This is a genomic window from Marinifilum sp. D737 (assembly GCF_026672275.1).
In the GTDB taxonomy this organism is placed as follows: domain Bacteria; phylum Bacteroidota; class Bacteroidia; order Bacteroidales; family Marinifilaceae; genus Marinifilum.
In genome coordinates this window covers 59,531-80,685 of record NZ_JANQCD010000008.1, presented here as the reverse complement: position 1 = coordinate 80,685, position 21,155 = coordinate 59,531, and the positions used below count along the sequence as shown (strand labels likewise).

15 protein-coding genes are annotated in these 21,155 nt (G+C 36.5%); 10 read left to right on the top strand and 5 right to left on the bottom strand.

The annotated features are described in order from the left end of the window. Window positions 1-15 precede the first annotated feature (15 nt). Window positions 16-3,144 (bottom strand): efflux RND transporter permease subunit, encoded by a 3,129-nt coding sequence (locus tag NQ163_RS07115; protein ID WP_268189604.1) that lies wholly within the window; start codon window positions 3,142-3,144, stop codon window positions 16-18. A gap of 29 nt (window positions 3,145-3,173) precedes the next feature. Then, entirely contained in the window at window positions 3,174-4,289 is a 1,116-nt protein-coding gene (locus tag NQ163_RS07110) for an efflux RND transporter periplasmic adaptor subunit (RefSeq protein WP_268189603.1), read from the bottom strand. 223 nt (window positions 4,290-4,512) lie between these two features. Between NQ163_RS07110 and NQ163_RS07105 the strand changes: the two genes are divergently transcribed. The 7 genes from NQ163_RS07105 to NQ163_RS07075 all read left to right on the top strand — a co-directional run bounded on the left by NQ163_RS07105 (window position 4,513) and on the right by NQ163_RS07075 (window position 14,164). Further along, window positions 4,513-5,580 (top strand): sensor histidine kinase, encoded by a 1,068-nt coding sequence (locus NQ163_RS07105; RefSeq protein WP_120241119.1) that lies wholly within the window; start codon window positions 4,513-4,515, stop codon window positions 5,578-5,580. Beyond that, on the top strand, window positions 5,570-6,298 hold the full coding sequence (locus NQ163_RS07100; protein ID WP_268189602.1) for a LytR/AlgR family response regulator transcription factor: 729 nt from the start codon (window positions 5,570-5,572) through the stop codon (window positions 6,296-6,298). Before NQ163_RS07105 ends, NQ163_RS07100 begins: the two co-directional genes overlap by 11 nt. Window positions 6,299-6,422: 124 nt before the next feature. Continuing rightward, window positions 6,423-6,938, top strand: coding sequence for a GbsR/MarR family transcriptional regulator (locus NQ163_RS07095; RefSeq protein ID WP_120241117.1), 516 nt, complete (start codon window positions 6,423-6,425; stop codon window positions 6,936-6,938). 158 nt (window positions 6,939-7,096) lie between these two features. Further along, window positions 7,097-8,254 (top strand): efflux RND transporter periplasmic adaptor subunit, encoded by a 1,158-nt coding sequence (locus NQ163_RS07090; RefSeq protein WP_268189601.1) that lies wholly within the window; start codon window positions 7,097-7,099, stop codon window positions 8,252-8,254. A gap of 35 nt (window positions 8,255-8,289) precedes the next feature. After that, window positions 8,290-11,460: an efflux RND transporter permease subunit gene (locus tag NQ163_RS07085; RefSeq protein ID WP_268189600.1), complete on the top strand. Its 3,171-nt coding sequence runs from the start codon at window positions 8,290-8,292 to the stop codon at window positions 11,458-11,460. A gap of 14 nt (window positions 11,461-11,474) precedes the next feature. Then, on the top strand, window positions 11,475-12,896 hold the full coding sequence (locus tag NQ163_RS07080) for an efflux transporter outer membrane subunit (RefSeq protein ID WP_268189599.1): 1,422 nt from the start codon (window positions 11,475-11,477) through the stop codon (window positions 12,894-12,896). 287 nt (window positions 12,897-13,183) lie between these two features. Further along, a complete protein-coding gene (locus tag NQ163_RS07075) occupies window positions 13,184-14,164 on the top strand; it encodes a Gfo/Idh/MocA family protein (RefSeq protein ID WP_268189598.1) in 981 nt (326 codons plus the stop codon). Window positions 14,165-14,447: 283 nt separating this feature from the next. Here NQ163_RS07075 and pepF read toward each other — a convergent pair whose 3' ends face one another. Beyond that, on the bottom strand, window positions 14,448-16,355 hold the full coding sequence (pepF, locus tag NQ163_RS07070; RefSeq protein WP_268189597.1) for an oligoendopeptidase F: 1,908 nt from the start codon (window positions 16,353-16,355) through the stop codon (window positions 14,448-14,450). A 287-nt stretch (window positions 16,356-16,642) separates the two neighbouring features. On the opposite strand from pepF, the gene NQ163_RS07065 reads away from it, so the two are divergent. The 3 genes from NQ163_RS07065 (at window position 16,643) to NQ163_RS07055 (ending at window position 18,797) form a co-directional block, all read left to right on the top strand. Beyond that, complete coding sequence (locus tag NQ163_RS07065; protein ID WP_268189596.1) at window positions 16,643-16,909, top strand: cysteine-rich small domain-containing protein; 267 nt, start codon at window positions 16,643-16,645, stop codon at window positions 16,907-16,909. Window positions 16,910-16,986: 77 nt separating this feature from the next. Beyond that, window positions 16,987-17,841 carry an AraC family transcriptional regulator gene (locus NQ163_RS07060; RefSeq protein WP_268189595.1) on the top strand — a complete coding sequence of 285 codons (855 nt, stop codon included), beginning with the start codon at window positions 16,987-16,989 and terminating at the stop codon, window positions 17,839-17,841. Between the two features lie 110 nt (window positions 17,842-17,951). Then, the gene (locus NQ163_RS07055) at window positions 17,952-18,797 is read left to right on the top strand and encodes an SDR family oxidoreductase (protein WP_268189593.1); all 846 of its coding nucleotides are present in this window, start codon (window positions 17,952-17,954) and stop codon (window positions 18,795-18,797) included. 111 nt (window positions 18,798-18,908) lie between these two features. Here NQ163_RS07055 and NQ163_RS07050 read toward each other — a convergent pair whose 3' ends face one another. Both NQ163_RS07050 and NQ163_RS07045 read right to left on the bottom strand, forming a co-directional pair. Next, window positions 18,909-19,595, bottom strand: a complete 687-nt coding sequence (locus tag NQ163_RS07050; RefSeq protein WP_268189592.1) for a response regulator transcription factor — start codon at window positions 19,593-19,595, stop codon at window positions 18,909-18,911. A gap of 2 nt (window positions 19,596-19,597) precedes the next feature. Then, the gene (locus NQ163_RS07045; RefSeq protein WP_268189591.1) at window positions 19,598-21,049 is read right to left on the bottom strand and encodes a sensor histidine kinase; all 1,452 of its coding nucleotides are present in this window, start codon (window positions 21,047-21,049) and stop codon (window positions 19,598-19,600) included. Window positions 21,050-21,155 lie beyond the last annotated feature (106 nt).

Genomic DNA, 21,155 nt, shown 5'->3' with positions numbered 1-21,155 from the left:
TTTTTTGATATTCTACTACACAACTAGCACTTTATTGGCTGGCTCAACACTTTCACGAGATGCTAACTCTCCTTTAGTTAACAATTTAAAATAACGCTTACTTGAATTCACCACAATTAATAGAACTGGCAATACAATCAGATTTAAAAAAGTCGCGGCCATCAATCCATATGCCATCGATATTGCCATCGGAATTACCATTTTTGCTTCTGGTTGATTGGATGCTATCAAAGGAGCAATACCAACTATAGTGGTTAATGAAGTAAGTATAATTGGTCTGAATCGTGACAAAGCAGTCTCTTTTAGAGCCAACATAAATTCTGCTCCTGATTTAAGTTTTTCATTAAATGTGCTAATCAGAACAATAGAATCATTCACCATAACTCCCATAAGTGCTACCATTCCCAAATAAGAAGGCATATCTAAAGCTACTCCATGCAACCAGTGTCCCCATCCCACGCCAATAAATCCAAATGGAATTAAAATAAACACCAACATGGTTTGTGTATATGATCTGAAAGTGAAAATCACGATGGAAAACAACAATATCAGGATTACCGGCGCAATCATGATTCCGGAATCTTTTGCCTTACCTAATTCTTCGGCATGACCGCCATATCGAATTCTTAGTCCCTGATATTTTTTCATCAATTCAGGAAGAATCACCTCGTCAATTTCATCATTGATTTCGGTCATATTCACCTTTGTACTGGCTGCATCAGCCTCTATGGTTATTTCTCGCTGTCCACCCAGGTGATTTACTTGCACCAGATTTCTCTCGAATTCGATATAGGCAATATCTTTAAGATAGTATTCTCCTCCATTACTGGTTCTGATTCGCATATTTTCCAGATTTCCAATTGAAGACCTTTCCTCTTTTGCATAACGAACCCAAACGCGAATTTCATCAATTCCTCTCTGTAATCTTTGAACCTCTTTACCGTAAAATCCAGAACGAACCTGACTTGTAATTTCGCTTAAATTTAATCCCAGCTTATAAGCACTCTCCTTTAAAGTCAGTTTTATTTCGCGCATTCCCAACTGGTCATTATCCATCACATTGGTTAGGCCTTCCAGTTTATTTAAGCTTGCCTTAAATTCATTTTTTGCTGCATACAAATCATCCAGGTTACTACTCTGTAAGGATACTTTCACTGCTTTTCCAAAACGATTCTCCTGTACAAAATTCAATCTTTCCGCCTGGGGTATCTCACCAACCATTTGTTTCAGCTCTTCATTAAACTCCGAAGATAGGAAATCCCTATGTTCAGTACTTAACAGGTAAATGGTCAATTCGGCATTGTTGGAAGAACTAATATCAATAGACGTATAAGTTATTATTGGATCTCCCGTTTCACTTTTCTCTTTCCATTTCTCTCCTAACTGAATGGCCAAATCTTCTATTTTCGATATGTAATACATGGTTTCCGATTCAGGAGTACCTGCCGGCATATCCAGCTTCACTGTAGCATAGTTAGTATTATCTACCGAACTATCTCCGGTTCTGATAATTCCACCTAGCAGTCCACCAATGGTAACAAAGAAAAGACCAATAGTAAGTCCTATGGTTACCAGCTTATTTTCAAGACTAAAATTTAGCAATGGTTCGAAAGTATATTTGCGCAACTTTCTTATGGCAGAAGTTGATATTTTCTCAATTTTAGATTCTTTCTTATCCCTTTTCAAAGCCTTGGAATGAACCGCATGTGCAGGTAGAATAAAGAACGCTTCAACTAAAGAAAATATCAGTGCAAAAATTACTACAAAAGCTAAATCTCTAAAGAACTCACCTATTACACTATCGATAAAAAAGAAGGAAACAAAAGCCACAATTGTAGTCAGTACAGCCGAAAAAACAGCTGGTAATACCTCCATTGTTCCATCAATACCAGCTTGCAAAGCAGATTTTCCTTTTTCGTAATGCTGATATATGTTTTCACAAATTACAATTCCATCATCAACCAGGATACCAATAACAATAATCATCCCAAATAAGGATAGGCGATTTAGTGTTAAGCCATACATTCCAGCAACCATAAACATTCCCATAAATGAGATAGGAATTCCCAAAGCCACCCAAAACGATAAACGATGATTTAAAAACAATGACAAGAACAACAAAACAAGTAGAAAGCCAATGATTCCATTGTTAGCCAAAATATCCTGCATTACTTTTATAGATACTGAATTATCGTACAATAACTCCAAACTCACCGTTTCATGAGATTTGTTAAAATCCTTGATGTACTTATCGATGGTTTCGGAAATGTATAGAATATCTTCACGGGAAGTTTGAGTTATAGATATTTTTATAGCCGAATGACCATTCACATAGCTTCGGTTGGGATCTTCTGCCCAACGATCTATAATTTTAGCAACATCACTCAAGTAAACCGTTCCGCCTTCCGCTTGCGATCGCAATACAATATCATTAAATCCTTCAGCATAATATTCCTTCTCTCTTACTCGAATTCTCAACTCCTCGTCTTCGCCTCGAATGGTTCCTCCTGTCAGCTCAATATTAGCATTTCCAACCGCCGAATAAATCTCGTTTATACTAATATTGTATGCCTTTAATGCATCTTCGTTTACACTGATTTCTATCTCTTCGTTAGGAAAACCTGACAAAGCAACTTTTGAAATTCCGTTAATGGCACGAAGATCATTTTCAATCAACCTGGCATATTTTTTCAGATCACGTAAATCCAAATCTCCATTTAATGCCATAGAAGCGGCTAAAACCGTAAACTCTCTCTTCTCTGTACTGATATTTTCCACCCCAACTGGAAAAGAGCTAATGCCATCCACCGCATTTTTAACATCCTGTAAAGCAATATTCGCATCATAACCAGTTTCCAGGTCAATTGTTACCGTACAGAAATTTTCTTTTGATGAAGAGGTAATTTTTTCAATTCCACTAATTCCTTTGATGTTATCCTCAATTTTCAGTGTAACTCCTTTTTCAACTTCTTCTGGCGATGCTCCAGGATAAGATGCCGTTACGGTTAACATTCCAGGATCGATTTGTGGCATTACCGAAGAATTTAAGGAGAATAATCCAAAAATTCCTAGCAAGATAAATACTCCTGCTAGCAAATTACCAGCAAAGGGATATTTGATAAAGTATTGTACCAATGATTTCATACTTAATTTCGCTTAATCGTTAGTGATTATTATTGCATATTCTTAACAGGAACTACTGTTAATCCCTCGTGGATAGCAGATGTTTTTAAAGACAATAAACTTCCGTTTGGTAATCCTTCGATGATTACTGTATTCTCTTTTCTTTGGATGACATTAATTTTCTGAAGGTGAACTTTTTTATCATTCACAATGAATACATGTTCTGAATCGGCAAGTAATTTTCTAGGAATTTCAATCCCATTCACATTGTGAGACAAAGAAATATCAGCATTTAGAAACATCGATTCTTTCAATCCTTTTCCTGAAACCGATATGTACACGTTTACCATTTGGGTCTTGTCATCAATTTTGTTGCTAATACGTCTTACCTTACCATTCCATTTTTGGCTGGTAGCATTCGAGTAAAGCTTCACTTCATTTCCTGCTTCTATACCATGCAGGTTATTCAAGTCAACACCTACAACCAAATCAAATACATTCGTATTTACATATTCTCCAAGCTTTTGACCTGACATGACCAAAGTTCCTGGTTTGATATTCGATTCAATAACCTCTCCATTAAAGGGTGCTTTAATGGTATATTTTCTCAACTGTTCTTCCTGACTTTTCAAATTGTAATAGTCAGTATAAACACTCTTTCCTGCCAGATAATATTTCTCTTTTTCGTTGAGCGGTTCAGGAATTGGACCAATGAACTTTTCAACATCGAAATCTTTTAAATATTTTTCCCAGACCGAATAACTATCAGGGTAATCATACTTTAGATCAGGAAGGATATTCGCAATCTTATTCATAAAGCTGCTTCGATTCGAGAACACTTCCGCTTCGAACTTATCCTTACTTATAGATAACAATGCTTCACCTTGATGAAATCGAATTCCTTCTAAAAATGCTTTTGGGGAATTTTCCAATATTCCACTTACTTCGGCATACACTTCCATTTTTGAATAAGCTTCTAGCTTACCTACAACTGAAAGATGAAGATCCAATTCACTATTTCTAACTTCCAGAACAGGAAGAACAATTTCTTTTTTTACAGCTTCTTTTTCTTTAGGAGCTTTTTTCATCCCTGCAAATAAAACACTTAGTGCAACACAGGCTATAATAACTGCTATGCCCCAAAGGATACTTTTTCTTTTTAACATGATGGATTTCGTTTAAAAGTTCAAAACAATATTAAGCACTAACTATTTGTCTATTAAGTTTTATCGATCAACAAAAAAGAATCATCGTTAATCAATACCAAAGTGCAGATTCTATTGGTTAACTTTAATTTTGTGTAGGTTTGCCGACGAACAGACAGAGTTTGTCGATATTTTATGCAGGCAAGGATTTTTATTTATTCCTTAGATTAAAATTTGATAAAAAATGAATATTAAGGACAGATTATACCGTTTTTTCTCCATTCGATTGGTACAACACCTATCCTTCTGGACCGTATTTGTTCTCTTGGAATTAGGTCGCTTTGTTGATATGGAACCATCACGTGTACCAAATGAAATTATATTTGGAAGTTTCCAATTACTTTCAATTGTAATTTTCGTCTACTTCAACCTTAGATTTCTGATTCCCAAATACTGGAATAAAGGAAATTACTTAAAATACATCTTATTAATTGTAATCAGTGAAATTGTAATGATTTCATTTCTAAGTATAACATTCTATCTGTTCCCTGAAGTCCATTTCAAAAAGATGGCTTATGAGCATCCTGAGCGATTAATTCTGTTTAGTTTCTTTAAATTAAATATTTTTACTTTATCCACCACTCTATTCCATTTTGTAAAAGAGTGGATCGCGTTAAAAGATGAAAATCTCAAATTTACAGCCAAAGCACAGGAGCAACTCGAGGCAGAATTGAACTTACTTAAGGAACAAGTTAATCCGCACTTTCTTTTCAATACCTTAAACAATATCTACTCTATGAGTTTGTACGATTCTGTAAAAACTCCGGAGATGATTCTAAAGCTGAGTCAATTAATCAGCTACATGCTATATGAGTGTAAAGATGAAAAGGTAAAACTCGAAAAAGAGGTGCAATTTATAAACAATTATATCGAACTAGAATCTCTGCGTGTTGAGGACACCGCCAATATCAACCTTAATATTTCAGGAGAGGATCAGAACTATAAGCTTCCTCCACTCCTATTTATTCCGCTCATTGAAAATACTTTCAAACATGGAATTCATAGTGAATCCGGAAAATCGGAAATCAATATAGATTTGCATTTTTATTCAGATAAAATAGAACTGAAAATTGTAAACCCTATCGATCCTAATCAGCCTAAAAATGAAAAACCTGGTGGACTGGGAATTCAAAATGTAAAAAAGAGGTTAAATTTATTATATCCTAAAAATCACAGCTTTATTATAACGGAAAACGAGACTCAATATCAAACATTAGTCTGTATCACTTTAAACAAGGAATATGAACATTAAATGTATAGTCGTAGATGATGAGGTACACGCAAGAAAAGTTTTAGAGAAGTTTATTTCTGATATTCCTCATCTGGAGCTTGTAAAGTCTTGTAAAAATGCTCTGGAAGCCATGCAGGTATTAAACGAACAAAATATCGATGCAATGTTTCTGGATATCAATATGCCAAAAGTGACAGGCTTGAATTTCCTTGAAAATTTAAGACATCCACCTGCTGTAGTGATAACTACTGCTTATAGAGAATATGCTGTAGAAGCTTTCGATCTAGATGTAATTGACTACCTACACAAACCCATTCCCTTTCCAAGGTTTTTAAAAGCTGTTTCTAAAATTGAAGAAAAATTAAAATCAAAAACAGAACAAACCAACATTTTTTCAAGTCCAAATCCAAACAAGCAGAAAGAGTTTATATTTATCAAGGCAGACAAAAAAACAATCAAATTAAATTTTGATGATATTATTTATGTAGAAGGATTAGGAGATTACATTAAAATACATCTCAAGGATAAGAGTATTGTAAGTAAACTGACAATTAAAAGAATGGAGGAATTACTCCCTAAAAAGCAATTTCCTCGTGTCCATAAATCCTTTATTATTGCACTAAACCAAATTAATGCAATAGAGGGAAATCAAATTGAAATTAGTGATCAGAAGGTGCCAATCGGACAAATCTACAGGCAAACTTTTATGGAATTAATAAATGAACATCTAAAAAAATAGTGCCAATAACAATCATTTTCAAAACTTAGAAAACCATAACTAAATATTCTTTTAAGTTTTTTAACATTTTTTAGTTCGGATCAATCCGAACTAAAGCTATATTTGCAGCGTTAAAGTAAATAAAATGAAGAATCAGGAAGATTTAGAACACAAGAAGAAAGTATTAGTCGAAAGCTATGGACTATTTATGGAGAAGCAAGAAAAACTTGCTCCTATAGCGGCACGAATCTTTGCGACACTCCTTATTAATAAGGAAAATGGTTCTACTTTTGAGGAATTGGTGAATTTCATAGGAGCTAGTAAAAGCACAGTTTCTACAAATTTGAAAACTCTTCAGAAAAATGAAATTATCACCTATCACACAAAACCTGGTGATAGAAAAAAATATTTCACATTAAACCCTGTAGGTTTCTTGACCAGAATTAATGAGAGCATTAAAATGTATAGAACCGAACAGAAATTATTAATTCAAGTTCGAGAATACAAAAAACTGGCAAATGAGCTGTCTAATGACAAAAAGTACACCATCGATCATGATATGCCTTATTTAGGCTTTTTAACAAACACTATCAACCTGTTAGAACAACTTCACAAAGATATCGAGGCCAAATGTTCTCGTTTTGATCATTTTACTAAATAAATTTTGACATTAATATATTTATTAAACTCAACACCCTAATAGTTCGTTTCTGTCCGAACCTACAGAACCAATATTAATTAATACTTAGAACAAAGCATAAAAATCAACATCCCTATAGTTCGTTTCTATCCGAACTATTAGAACTAAAAGAATATCAAATGAAAAAAAATTATTTATTCGCTGGTATTATAATCCTCCTACTAGGATTTACGTCATGCAAAAAAGGAAATCAACCTCAAGCGGGACATGGCCCAATGCCTTTTCCTGTTAAAACTGCAGAGAAATCAGATGTGACAACATATACTGAATACGCAGCCAATATTGAGGGGGTACAAAATATCGAAATTCGACCTAAAGTAGATGGATTTATCGATGAAATATATATTGACGAAGGTGATCAGGTAACAAAAGGTCAATTGCTTTTTAAACTTAGCGCAGAAACCTTAAGCCAGCAAGTTAAAGCTGCTAAGGCAAATATTAAGGTAGCCGAAGCTCAAGTATTTTCAGCACAGGTGGAAGTTGACAAAATTACTCCTCTCGTTGAAAAAAACATCATTAGCTCAATTCAGCTTAAAACAGCCACAAGTAACTTGAATGCTGCAAAAGCACAGTTAGCTGCCGCAGAAGCTCAATATCAAAATACCAGAGAGAACCTTGAATATACAATGATTAAAAGTCCTGTAGAAGGGATTGTTGGTAGCTTACCTTACAAAGTAGGAAGTTTGGTTGGACGTACTGAAGCAAAACCTTTAACCACAGTTTCAAACATTAAAAATGTACATGCCTATTTCACATTGAATGAAAAGCAATTATTACAATTTAATCGTCAATTAAATGGTAATACTGCAAATGAGAAAATCAAGAAAATGCCTGAAGTTGAGCTTGTACTAGCCGATGGTTCATTGTACGAGTTCAAAGGGAAAATTGAAACCATTAATGGCATGGTAAATCCTAGAACAGGAAGTATCAGCTACAGAGCCATCTTCCCTAATCCTAATAATCTTCTAAGAAGTGGTATTAGCGGAAAAGTGAAAATGCCATCTGATATGAACGACATTGTTTTACTGCCGCAAAAGGCTACTTACGAATTACAAGGAAAAAAATTCGTTTACCTGGTAGGAAAAGAAAACAAAGTAGAATCGAAAGAGGTAATCATCGCCAGTACTGTGGACAACCATTTTATTGTGAAAGGTGGAGTAAATCCAGGGCAGCAATATGTTGTTGATGGCTTGATTAAACTTCGCGATGGTATGCAGATCATCCCTCAAAGCGGGCAATCGAAAGCAGATGGTAATGTTGCCTTTTCTCAAAAGTAAGCAGTTCTTTCAGTTTTAAAAATTAAACAAAAATCATGTTAAGAAGATTTATTGAACGGCCGGTTTTATCGACCGTAATATCCATACTCATCCTAATTTTAGGGGTTTTGGGACTTACATCCCTGCCAAGAGAGCAGTTCCCGGAAATTGCACCTCCAACCGTGCAAATCTCTGCAACCTACCCTGGGGCAAATGCTGAAACACTGCTAAAAAGTGTTGTTGTTCCCATTGAAGAGGCAGTAAATGGTGTTGAAAACATGACCTACATGTCTTCAACCTCAAGTAATGACGGAACCGCAACCATTAGCGTATACTTTGAATTGGGAACCAACCCTGATATTGCAGCGGTGAACGTGCAAAATCGTGTAGCAACTGTAAATAGTAAACTGCCACAGCAGGTAATTCAATCCGGTGTAACCACCAAAAAGGTTCAGACTAGTGTATTGATGTTCTTGTCTCTATTCTCAGAGAATGATGACTTTGATGCCACCTTTATTGAAAACTATGCTCGTATCAACCTAATCCCGATGGTTAAAAGGATTAACGGGGTTGGTGATGCCAATGTTTTTGGATCACGAGATTACTCTATGAGAATCTGGTTGAAACCTGAAAAAATGGCTGCCTATGGTTTAACACCTCAGGATGTTGTAGCTGCTTTAAACGAACAAAACCTTGAAGCTGCTCCCGGTAAATTTGGAGCAAACTCAAGCCAGTCATTCGAATATGTAATTCGCTACAAAGGGAAACTTTCTACTCAAGAGGAGTATGAAAACATTATTCTTCGCTCTGAAGGAAACAGCGACTTTCTAAGATTGAAAGATGTAGCAAAAGTGGAACTAGGAGCATTTAGCTATGCAACAAAGAACATTACAAATGGAAATCCATCTGTTGCCATCGCGGTATACCAAACCTCAGGTTCCAATGCTCAGGAAATTATCAAGGAAGTGGAACGTACCCTGGAAAAGGCTAGTGTCGATTTTCCTAAGGGAATTGGATATGTGATTCCTTTTAATACCAACGACTTTCTTGAGGCCTCTATTTCAAAGGTAATTTCAACCCTTATTGAGGCATTCCTTTTGGTATTCCTTGTGGTATTCCTTTTCCTACAGGACTTTAGATCAACCTTGATTCCAGCAATTGCTGTTCCGGTGGCGATTGTCGGCACCTTCTTTTTCCTGAATCTATTTGGATTCTCGATTAACATGTTGACTTTGTTTGCCCTGGTTTTGGCCATTGGTATTGTAGTTGATGATGCCATTGTGGTTGTAGAAGCGGTTCATGCCAAATTAGACAATGGAGCAAAAAGTGCCAAGAAAGCTACAGTGTCTGCAATGAATGAAATCACGGGTGCGATTATCTCTATCACCCTTGTGATGTCTGCTGTATTTATCCCGGTTTCCTTTTTGAAAGGTCCAACTGGTGCTTTTTATCAGCAATTTGCAATCACCTTGGCAGTAGCCATTGTTATTTCAGCAATCAACGCATTAACATTGAGTCCTGCTCTTTGTGCCTTGCTTTTGAAACCTCATAATCCAAGTGAAGATCACAAAAAAGGATTGATGAATAGATTCTATACGTCTTTCAATACAGGTTTTGATGCAATCACCGACAGGTATACCAAATCTGTAAAATTCCTTATCAACAAAAAATGGTTAGCGGGAGCAATACTTATTGGCTTTACCCTATTGGCAGGATGGTTCTTTAAAACGACTCCAACAGGATTTATTCCAAATGAAGACCAGGGAATCATCTTCTGTGATATCACTTTGCCTCCGGGAAGTACCCTTGACAGAACTACTGAGGTTGCCGGAAAGGTAGAAAGCATTATTGAGGAGATTGACGTTGTACAGGAACGCATGTTCGTGATTGGATTTAGTTTGATGAGTGGAACAAATGGTGGATCGAAGGCTTTTGCCGTAATCAAGCTTAAAGATTGGCATGAGCGAAAAGAAGATCACCAGAAGGTAAATGCAATTATTGGACAATTGTTTGGTCGTACTGCAGGAATCAATGAAGCCAGAATTCTATTCTTTGCCCCTCCTACCGTTCGTGGTTTTGGTAACTCCGATGGTTTTGAGATGAGACTACAGGATAAATCAAATGGATCTTTTGACGACTTAATGGCAAAAAGCGGACAATTCCTGGGCGCACTAAATCAACGACCAGAAATTAAATACGCCATTACTTCTTTCAACACAGGTTTCCCTCAGTACGAAATGGAAGTGAATGTTGAAAAGGTAAAAGAGGCTGGTATTTCTGTTAACGGACTATTTTCAACCCTTCAGGGATACTACGGAAGCTGGTATGCTGCCGATTTCAATAGATTTGGTAAGCAATATCGCGTGATGCTTCAAGCTTCTCCTGAGGATAGGGAAACCATTGAATCGATGGACAATGTATTTGTTCGTAATGCAAACAATGAGTTGGTATCAGTGAGCCAGTTTGTCAACATGAAAAAAGTGAATGGTCCCGATGTGGTGAATCGATTCAACCTGTTTAACTCAGCAACCATTAACGGAAACGTAAACCCGGGATACAGTACTGGTGATGCGATTCAAGCCATTCGCGAGGTAGCAGCACAAACACTTCCTTCAACTTATGGATATGAGTTCTCAGGAATGACCCGCGAGGAAGAAAAAGCAGGGAACCAGGCAGTGGTTGTTTTTGTATTGAGTTTGATATTTGTCTATTTCCTTCTTGCTGCGCAGTACGAAAGTTATATTCTTCCATTCTCAATTCTATTGTCACTCCCTATCGGGATTTTTGGAGCCATATTCTTTGTAAAGCTCATTGGTCTGGAAAACAACATTTATTTCCAGGTTGCCTTAATCATGTTGATTGGTCTGTTAGCGAAGAATGCCATTCTGATTGTAGAGTTCGCTCTTCAACGTCGCAGACAGGGAATGGAAATATTGCAAGCTGCTGCTGAAGGTGCAAAAGCACGTTTGCGTCCGATCCTGATGACATCCTTTGCCTTTATTCTTGGTTTGATGCCATTGATGCTGGCAAGTGGTGCCGGAGCTGTGGGGAACCGTTCCATTGGTACAGGAGCCGTTGGTGGTATGTTGATAGGAACTGTCTTTGGAGTATTTGTAATTCCTGCCTTCTTTGTGATTTTCCAAATGATTCAAGAGAAAATTAGCGGAGCTCCAAAAGAAGAGGAATTGGAAGAAATTGAAGTAGAAGAACTGTCTAAGGTTCAATAATTAGAATACGATCAATGAGAACAAAGAAAATTATATATGGAGTGGTATTTTTAGCTTTTGCTACAACAAGCCTGCAGTCTTGCTTTGTAGCTAAAAAATACCAACAACCTGATATCGAAATTCAGGATCAATACAGAAATGTATCAACAACTGATTCGGCCACATTAGCCAATATGCCATGGGAAGAATTGTTTACCGATAAGCAGCTAAAGAAGCTCATCAATGAGGTTCTGGATTCAAATCTTGATCTGCAAATGGCTGTGGAGCGTGTAAATGCCGCAGAAGCATATTACAAGCAAGGAAAAATGGGTTACTTGCCTAGCTTGAATCTAAGTGCGAATGGCGGAAACTATGAATTGTCAGATAATAGCCAATCAGGAGTAGCTGCTGGTGGAAATGGACCAAACTACGAGAATTACCAATTGAATGGAACCATCTCGTGGGAAGCTGATATTTGGGGTAAAATCAGAAGTAATAAAAGAGCGGCTCAAGCTTCATTTTTACAGAGTGAAGCTTCGAAAAGAGCAGTTGAAAGTTCTTTGATAGCCAATACGGCATCTGCATACTACCAACTGTTAGCATTGGATGCTCAGGTTGAAGTAGCTGAAAGAACCGTTACAACCAGAAAGGAAAGTCTGGAGACCATGAAGAGCTTAAAAGATGCCGGACAGGTTACCGAAGCTGCAGTAAAGCAAACTGAAGCACAATTGTACAGTACTCAGATTTTGCTTTTGGATTTAAAACAAAATGTGAGTCTTCTTGAGAATACAATTTCACTTTTATTGGGACGCAATCCTAATATGATTGAAAGAGGTAAACTTACAAACCAAGACATCAAAATTGAGTTGAACACAGGTTTTCCTGTTCAATTGCTAAGAAACCGTCCTGACGTGATGCTAGCTGAATATGGTTTGATGAATGCCTTTGAACTTACGAATGTGGCTAGAAGCAACTTCTATCCTACCATTAGCGTTAGTGCTACTGCTGGATTAGAAAGCATGAATTTTGATGATTGGTTTGATTCAGGAGCAATCTTCAGCAATATTGTTGGAAACCTAACTCAACCTTTGTTCAACAAAAGACGAGTTAGAACACAACATGAAGTTGCCAAGGCACAGCAAGCAGAAGCCAGGCACAATTTCAAAAAATCAGTATTAACTGCCAGCAAAGAGGTTTCTGATGCACTATACAGCTATGAGAGTGAGCAAAACAAATATGAAATCAGAAAACAAGAGTTACAAGCATTGACAGAAGCAGTAAGTTACTCGGAAGAGTTGCTAAACAATGCATACCAAAATACAACTTACCTGGAAGTTCTTACTGCCAGAAGTAATGCTCTTTCTTCTGAAATTAACATGATTGATTCAAAATTTAAACAACTAAATGCCATCGTTGAGCTATACAAAGCTTTAGGCGGAGGTTGGAATAAAGAATAAAGTGGGATGAAGTGACCAGGTCAAAACCCAAGTTCAGCTATAAATATAGGACTTTTTAAAGGGTTTAACTGTGAAGATATTTATAGTTGGACTTGGGTTATAGTGGGTATTGTAGTTGAAGGTGGTTCTTCAATCAAATGACCTGGTCACACTTTTATCGTATTTACCTTTCATTTAGCATATCAACTACAGCATCGGTTCGTTTTGAACCGGTGCTGTTTTAGTATAATCCCTATACTCTTCAATATCCAAAAAACATTTATCTTCGTGAGATTAAAAAGTAAGATATGTCAGATAAAATCATAGGTTGGGGAATTATTGGTTGTGGAAAAGTTACTGAAATCAAAAGCGGACCAGCTTATCAGAAAACCATAGGATTTGAACTTTTAGCCGTAATGCGCCGCAATGAAAATTTATTGCACAGCTATGCACAAAGACATAATATCTTAAAGTACACTACAAATGCCAATGAAATAATTCATGACAATGATATTGATGCGATTTACATTGCCACTCCTCCAGATTCTCACAAAGAATATGCTTTAAAAGTTGCTGAAGCCGGAAAGATTTGTTGCATCGAAAAGCCAATGGCTCCATCCTACTCCGATTGTATTGAAATTACAAATGCTTTCGAAGAAAAGAATTTACCTCTTTTTGTAGCTTATTACCGACGTTCTCTTCCACGATTTAATAAAGTAAAACAACTGATCAACAACAATTCTATTGGTGAAATAAGACACATTAGCTGGCATTTGAGCAAAGCACCAAACCCATTGGATCTATCGGGAGAATACAACTGGCGCACCAATAATCAAATTGCACCCGGGGGATATTTCGACGATTTGGCTAGTCATGGCCTGGACCTGTTCACTTATTTGCTTGGTGATATTGAAAATGCGTCAGGAATTGCAACAAATCAACAAAAACTTTATCCTGCCAAAGATGCCATTGCTGCTTGTTGGATACACAAAAATGGAATTACAGGTAGTGGAAGCTGGAATTTTGGCTGTAACACACGAGAAGATAAGGTTGAAATATATGGAAGCAAAGGAAAATTGACATTTTCGGTTTTCGATGAGCTCGCTATTCTATTGGAAAATGAAAAGGGTATTCAAGAAGAATTCATCGAGAATCCTGAAAACATTCAACTTTACCATGTACAAAATATGAGGGAACACCTGCTTGGAAAAATGAATCATCCATCTACCGGAAAGTCAGCCAGCCATACCGCATGGGTAATGGACAAAATTTTAGGTGGCATAAAGTAAGAGAAAGATCTAACCTGACCTCTTAATTGCCTGACTTATAACTTCCCGGACACAAGTAATGAGCTCCCGGACAGCAGGAAGTGCTTCCCGGACAGGAATGTGACATTGCCAGGTGGTCAGGAAGGGCTGACCTGTGGTAGGGAATCGATAAAAACAAAGTAAAAAGGCAAGATCCAAGGGTATTGAAAATCTTACAATAGCCTGTAACTAATTAGACATTTATATAAGCAGACAAAAAAAGCAGCTCAAATGAGCTGCTTTCTATATTTAGAATGCTAATTAATTAGCTTTTCTTCACTTTTTCAAGCTCCGCAGCCAATTGATCAACCAATTCATCTAACTGGTTGATAACAGCCATAATGGTTTCTGGTTTCGACAAATCGACACCTGCTTTTTTCAATTGCTCCATTGGGAAATCATTACCTCCTGATTTCAATAGAGTCAAATATCTCTCCAAAGCATCTTTTCTATCCTTCTTGTTACCTTCCATTACATCCTTGTACAATTTAGCTGATGATGCAAAACAAGTTGCATACTGGTATACATAGAATGGTGAATTGTAGAAATGAGGAATTCTTGTCCATGGATAGTTTGAATATTTTGTTTTTTCAGTTGCATCGCCATAATACTCGTTAGCAATACCACCCCAAACCTTAGTTAAAATCTCGGCATTAACTGGTTTTCCCTGCTCTGCCATCGAGTGTACCTGATATTCGTAATCAGCAAACATGGTTTGAGCATAGAAAGTACCAATAATACCTTCAATAGCCTGTGTTAACAAAGCAATTCTTTCGTTTGGATTTTTGGTATTTTCCATCATATGATCCAACAACAAACGCTCATTAAAAGTAGATGCCACCTCAGCAACAAAAATAGTATACCTATGAGTTGCAAAAGGTTGGTTTTCGTTAGAAAGAGTTGTGTGCATTGTATGTCCCAACTCATGTGCTAAAGTAAACACATAATCCAAGGTTCCATCGTAATTCAATAGCATGTATGGGTGAACGCCATAAACACCAGCAGAAAAAGCTCCAGATCTTTTACCAGGGTTCTCGTAAACATCTAACCAGCCACTTTCAGTTGCTTTCTTCAATTTAGCCTGGTACTCTTTACCTAACGGAAGAACTGACTCAGTAACCACTTCAACAGCATCTTCATAAGGATAATTCTTACTATAATCTGTCAAGCTGATAGAACCATCAAAGCCATAGTATTTTTCAAGACCTAAAACTTTCTTTCTCAATTCGATATACTTGCGAATTGGAGCTGTGTTTTCCTTCACTGTTTTAATCAGGTTCAGGTAAACATCTTTAGGAATGTTATTACCTTCCAATCTTGCATCCAGGCATGATTCATATTTTTTAGCACGAGCACCTGCCCAGTTTGCCTGAACAATACCATTGTAAATGGCAGCGTATGTATTTTTGTTCTTGTAATACACATCGTACAATGCTTCGTAAGCTTTCTTACGGTCTTCCTGCTTAAGGTTGTTGGTTACAATTTGTGAGTAAACACCTGGTGTAACTTTCACCTTTTTACCATCAGACAATTCTACTTCCTGGAATTCGATATCAGCCGTAGAAATCGCTTTAAATACATTCCCGGCAGTACCAGTTACCTGTGAGTAATATGATAGCAATTGCTCCATTTCTTCGCTAAGAACATGCTTTTGTAAACGATACATGTCCATTAAGTCGAATTTATGATCTTTCAAAGCAGGATTTGAATCAACCCACTCTTTCATGGTAGCTTCCGGAATCTGAATCATTTCAGGAGAAATCCATGCTGTAGCCACCCCAAACTGAGCGAATAGCAATTGAACCTGCTGAAGCTTAGCCATTAGCTCCATATTCTTTTGGTCAACAGTACTCTGGAATGAAACAAATTGGTACACTTTGTAAGCCTTCTTCATTAAATCTTCCTGAATTTTCAGCATTTCTGCCAAATTCTCAGAACTCTCTCCCAGCTTGCCTTTAAAGCCTTGAATTTTTTCCATGTCTACCGAAATGGCTTTAAAATCAGCTTCCCAAGCTTCCCAACTTTCGTAGATATCAGAAAAATTCCATTTGTATTTCGCTGGAATTTCTTCGCGCGTTTTGTAATTTACTTGTGCAGTAGCTTGCCACACAGTACATGAAATAAGAAGAGCCAAAGTAAAAATTCTTCCTATACTCCCTAGTTTAGTGTTCATTTTTTAAGTTATTAATAGTTAATTTTTTCCCATTTAAGGCAAATATATAGTGATATTGAATGATTACATGCCTAAACAGATTGGAATCTTGCGATTTTTAGATCATTGCACTTATTCTCCGATAAGCAATGGATTTAGCTGGATGTAATAATGTTTTTGGTTTTATAATATGTCTTTGAAATAAAAACCCTACATGTATTTTAGATATGCTATTAAACTTATCTGATAAAGTAAAACTCTAAAACAAAAATCTTAATATTGTCAACAGTAAAATAACACAACAAATCATGTCAGAAAATTATAAATTCGTTCAGAATACAAAATGTGAATATTTCCCTTGCCATAAGGTAAAAAGCGAAAGTGAGTTCAATTGCCTGTTCTGCTTTTGCCCATTGTATATGTTAGGGAACCAATGCGGTGGAAACTTTACTTATACCGATAATGGCATTAAAAACTGTAGCGAATGCACCTTACCGCACTCAAAGAATGGCTATGATCATGTAATGAGTAAAATGGGACTGGTAATGGAAAGGGGTAGAAAAAAAGAAGATTAAGAAATCCAATAATAAAAGAGTCACATTAGCTGACTCTTTATTATTTTTAAGCCACTAATCAAACACTGTGCTAACCTATGAATGAATCCAGTATTCCCAAGTATAATTTCAACAACAAGAGTACTAAATTAGGCTTGGAAATCGTTCCTCTGGAAAGAATTCTAAAACACTCACATGAGTCTAATCATAAGCCTCATCGATTAAATTTTTACCAGATCCTAATTATCAAAAAAGGAGTAGGTGTACACGAGGTTGATTTCGAAAAGATAGCTTACTCAGAACATACGGTAATTCCAATTGCAATGGGACAAGTTCAGCGATTTTCTGATAACGAACAATTAGATGGTTATGCCGTTTTATTTACTCCTGATTTTTTGATCAAAGGTGGAATCGATTATCAATATCTTTATGACTACACCATTTTTACCCATAGCATAAAGCCAGTCAGTAATTTTGCAAATAAAGAAGTATATACCCTTCTAAACGAGATGATTGCCGAACAAAATAAAAAGCAGTTATTCGACACAGCTGAGTACCAACGAAATCTTCTAAAAAACTTCCTGATTCAAATTGAAAGAAACAAACGTGAACATGTAGATATTGTTTGCGATGATTCCTTTAATTTGTATATCAGATTTAAAAAAGCATTAGAAGACAACATTAGCTATAAATTTCGTGTTACAGACATCTGTGATCAGTTAAATGTATCAGCAAAGCAATTAAATGCAGCTGTAAAATTATTTGCTCATTCCAATGCAAAACAGTTTATCGATGCAAGAATTCTATTGGAAATCAAACGACTGTTGGTATATTCAAATCTTTCTATTAAGGAAATTGCCTACGAAATTGGTTTTGATGATCCTACCAACTTCACAAAATATTTTAAAGCAAGAGTAAACATGCTTCCCTCAGAATATCAAAAACAGCAATAAAGTCTGATTTTACCATTCAAGAGAACTTTTTTACCTTTTCAACAGCTGCACGCTCCTATACTTTTGTAGTATAAGATTTAAGAATACAAATCATTAAAAAAACAAAAGATATGAAGATTGCAGTTACAGGAGCTACAGGTCAACTAGGTAGCCAGGTTATTGAACAACTTAAATGCAGAGTTTCAAATGAAAATATTGTAGCGTTGGTAAGAAATACTGAAAAGGCTGCAAATTTAGGTGTTGAGGCACGTGAGTTTGATTACAGTAAACCAGATCATCTTTCGAAGGCACTTCATGGTATAGATCATCTGTTGCTGATTTCGGGTACTGAATTTGGACAAAGAACTACCCAACACAAAAATGTGATTAATGCAGCTAAAAAGGCTGGAGTAAAATGGATCGTTTATACCAGTTTACTTCGTGCCAATACTTCGCACCTAAACCTTGCTACAGAGCACGTAGAAACAGAAGAAATCCTTACAAATTCAGGTCTTGAATTTACCATCTTAAGAAATGGATGGTACAGCGAAAATTATACTGCATCGGTTCCGGGAGCAGTTGGCGGAGGTGCATTTTTAGGAAGTGCCAAAAATGGGAAAATCTCATCGGCAGCAAGAGCTGATTATGCCGAAGCTGCCGCAATTGTTCTTGCAGATGAAACACACAAGGGCAAAGTTTATGAATTAGCTGGCGATGATTTTTACACCTTAAGCAATTTGGCTGCTATGATATCGGAACAAACTGGAAAAAAAATCCCATACAACAATCTGCCAGAGGAAGATTATGCCAATATTCTAAAAAACATTGGCCTACCGGAGGGATTGGCTCTTGGATTGGCAAGTTGGGATGTAAGTGCTTCTTTTGGAGCTTTATTCGATGATTCACGCACACTTTCTTCTATTCTGGGAAGACCAACAACTCCAATTGCGGAATCAGTAAAAGTGGCTTTGCAATAAAAACAAATCAATAAGTAAAAGAAACGGGAATTTCCGAAAAGAGATTCCCGTTTTTATATTCAAAAAAAAGAATTACTCAAATAGCTTTTACATTGAACTTAGCGTACTTTATTAGAGCATCAGCTTATAACCTATCCCACGTATATTTACAATCTGAATACTTGGATCATCCCTCAGGTATTTTCTCAAGCGGGTAATAAATACATCCATACTTCGGGCATTAAAGAAAGAATCATCTCCCCAAAGCTGGTCCAATACCTGTTTGCGTTCGAGTACTTGATTTCTTTTTTCGAACAACATATACAACACTTGCGCTTCCCTGTGAGTCAGGCTTTTTACTTTACCATTCAATTCCAACATTTGCTTTTGCATGCTGAATTTATATTTGCCAACAAAACATTCTTCCAATTCACGGGTTTCCTGATTTAAGACACGTCCCGCCAAAGATTTCACCCTAACAATTAGCTCCTCCATGCTAAATGGTTTCTTCAAGTAATCATTCCCACCAAGTTCAAAACCTTCAACCACATCTTCGGTTTGCGAACGTGCAGTAAGAAAAATAATTGGTGTTGAACGATTGCTTTTACGATATTCCCTGGCCATGCTAAAGCCATCCATTTTAGGCAACATCACATCCAGAACAAGTACATCATATCGATTCTCAAGCGCAGCCTGTAAAGCACTTTCCCCGTCGGTATGATAATCCACCTCAAAACCACGACTTCTTAGGCTATCACTTACCACCATGCCCAATGCTTCTTCATCTTCCACAAAAAGTATTTTCATTGCTTCACTCATAACTATAGAGGTAAATTAATTGTAAATGTGCTTCCCTTTCCCACTTCACTGCTTAATCCTATTTTTCCACCATGCTTTTCAACAATATTCCTAACATAGTGCAATCCTAAGCCAAAACCTTTCACATCATGTACATCTCCGGTAGAAACGCGATAGAACTGATCGAATACTTTTGCCTGATGCTTTTTTGAAATTCCAATTCCATTATCGCTTACACTGATTTTAAGGTATTCACCATTGCGCTCACAGGCGATACGTATCATTACAGGATCATCAGAATATTTAATACTATTCTCTATCAGGTTTTGCATCACATTAACCATATGAAAACGATCTGCAGTAACTTTCTCCGCATCCTCATCAACCTTTAAATCGAAAGAAACCTGCTTTACTTCCTGTTTAATAGTCTGACTATTGATTATATTGTCAAAAACCTCACGAACATTTAACTCTTCAGGACTCATTTTCAATGCTTCCCTCTCCTCTCTGGCCATGTTTAATACCTTCTCAACCAATCCTGAAAGTCTTCCCAATTCATTCTGAGACACATCCAAATATTTATTGGTTTTCTCTCTGTTATCCAATACACCAAAATTCTGCATAGACTCCACAATAGCTGACACCGTTGCTATTGGTGTTTTCAACTCATGTGTCATATTGTTGATAAAGTCATTTTTTATTTGTGACAGTTGTTTTTGCTTAAAAATGGTTCTCAGCATGTACAAAAAGCAGAACAATATTAACAAAATCAAAACCAGTGAGGCAATCAAACCAGTCATCATCTGTCCAAAAATCACTTCCTGCTCATTGAGAATTCGTATTCGTAATTTCTCCTTTCCTAGTATATCCACCTGAAAAGAACGAGTACACATGGTATTCAAGGTATCGGAAGCAATACTGGCAAAGCTCTTGACCAGAGAATCTTTTTCATTCACCATTTCAATATGATGAGACAGCTCTATTCCCCGTTTCGATAAATCATCAGTAAATAATGAATCAATCATATTGGTATTCACTTTAAATTCACCAGCCAGTTCATTTGCCAACAAACCAGTAATCATTTCCTTAACCCGTATCTCAAAGTTTTCAGGAATAGAATCCAGATTTCCATTCTGCACTGAAATCTCATTCAAATTCATTGTAATTTCAGCACGACCAGAGCTTTCATCTTTATACATTTGCTTTACGATAGAGTCTATTTTGACATTACTTTCCAACTCCTCACCCACATAAAACACAGAAGTATTCTGTCCTTTGAACACTACCTTGGCTTTTTGGCTCATCCGCAAATTCATCTCTTGCTTCACACTCTTCTCAAGCGCAAGGTCTATCTCTTTAAGCAATTGCTCCTTATTAATCTTATATGAATTGTTAATCCAGTATCCTTGAAGGATCACAACAGCTAAGATTGATACAAATACCAGAAATAGAATAATTCGAATTCGTTTACTCATAACATTTATAATATTATTTCCACGACTAAAGTACAATTAATCTCACTCATATTCCAAGCCTTATTCCCTCCGTTAACACACGTTAACACTAGATAACAAAGCATTA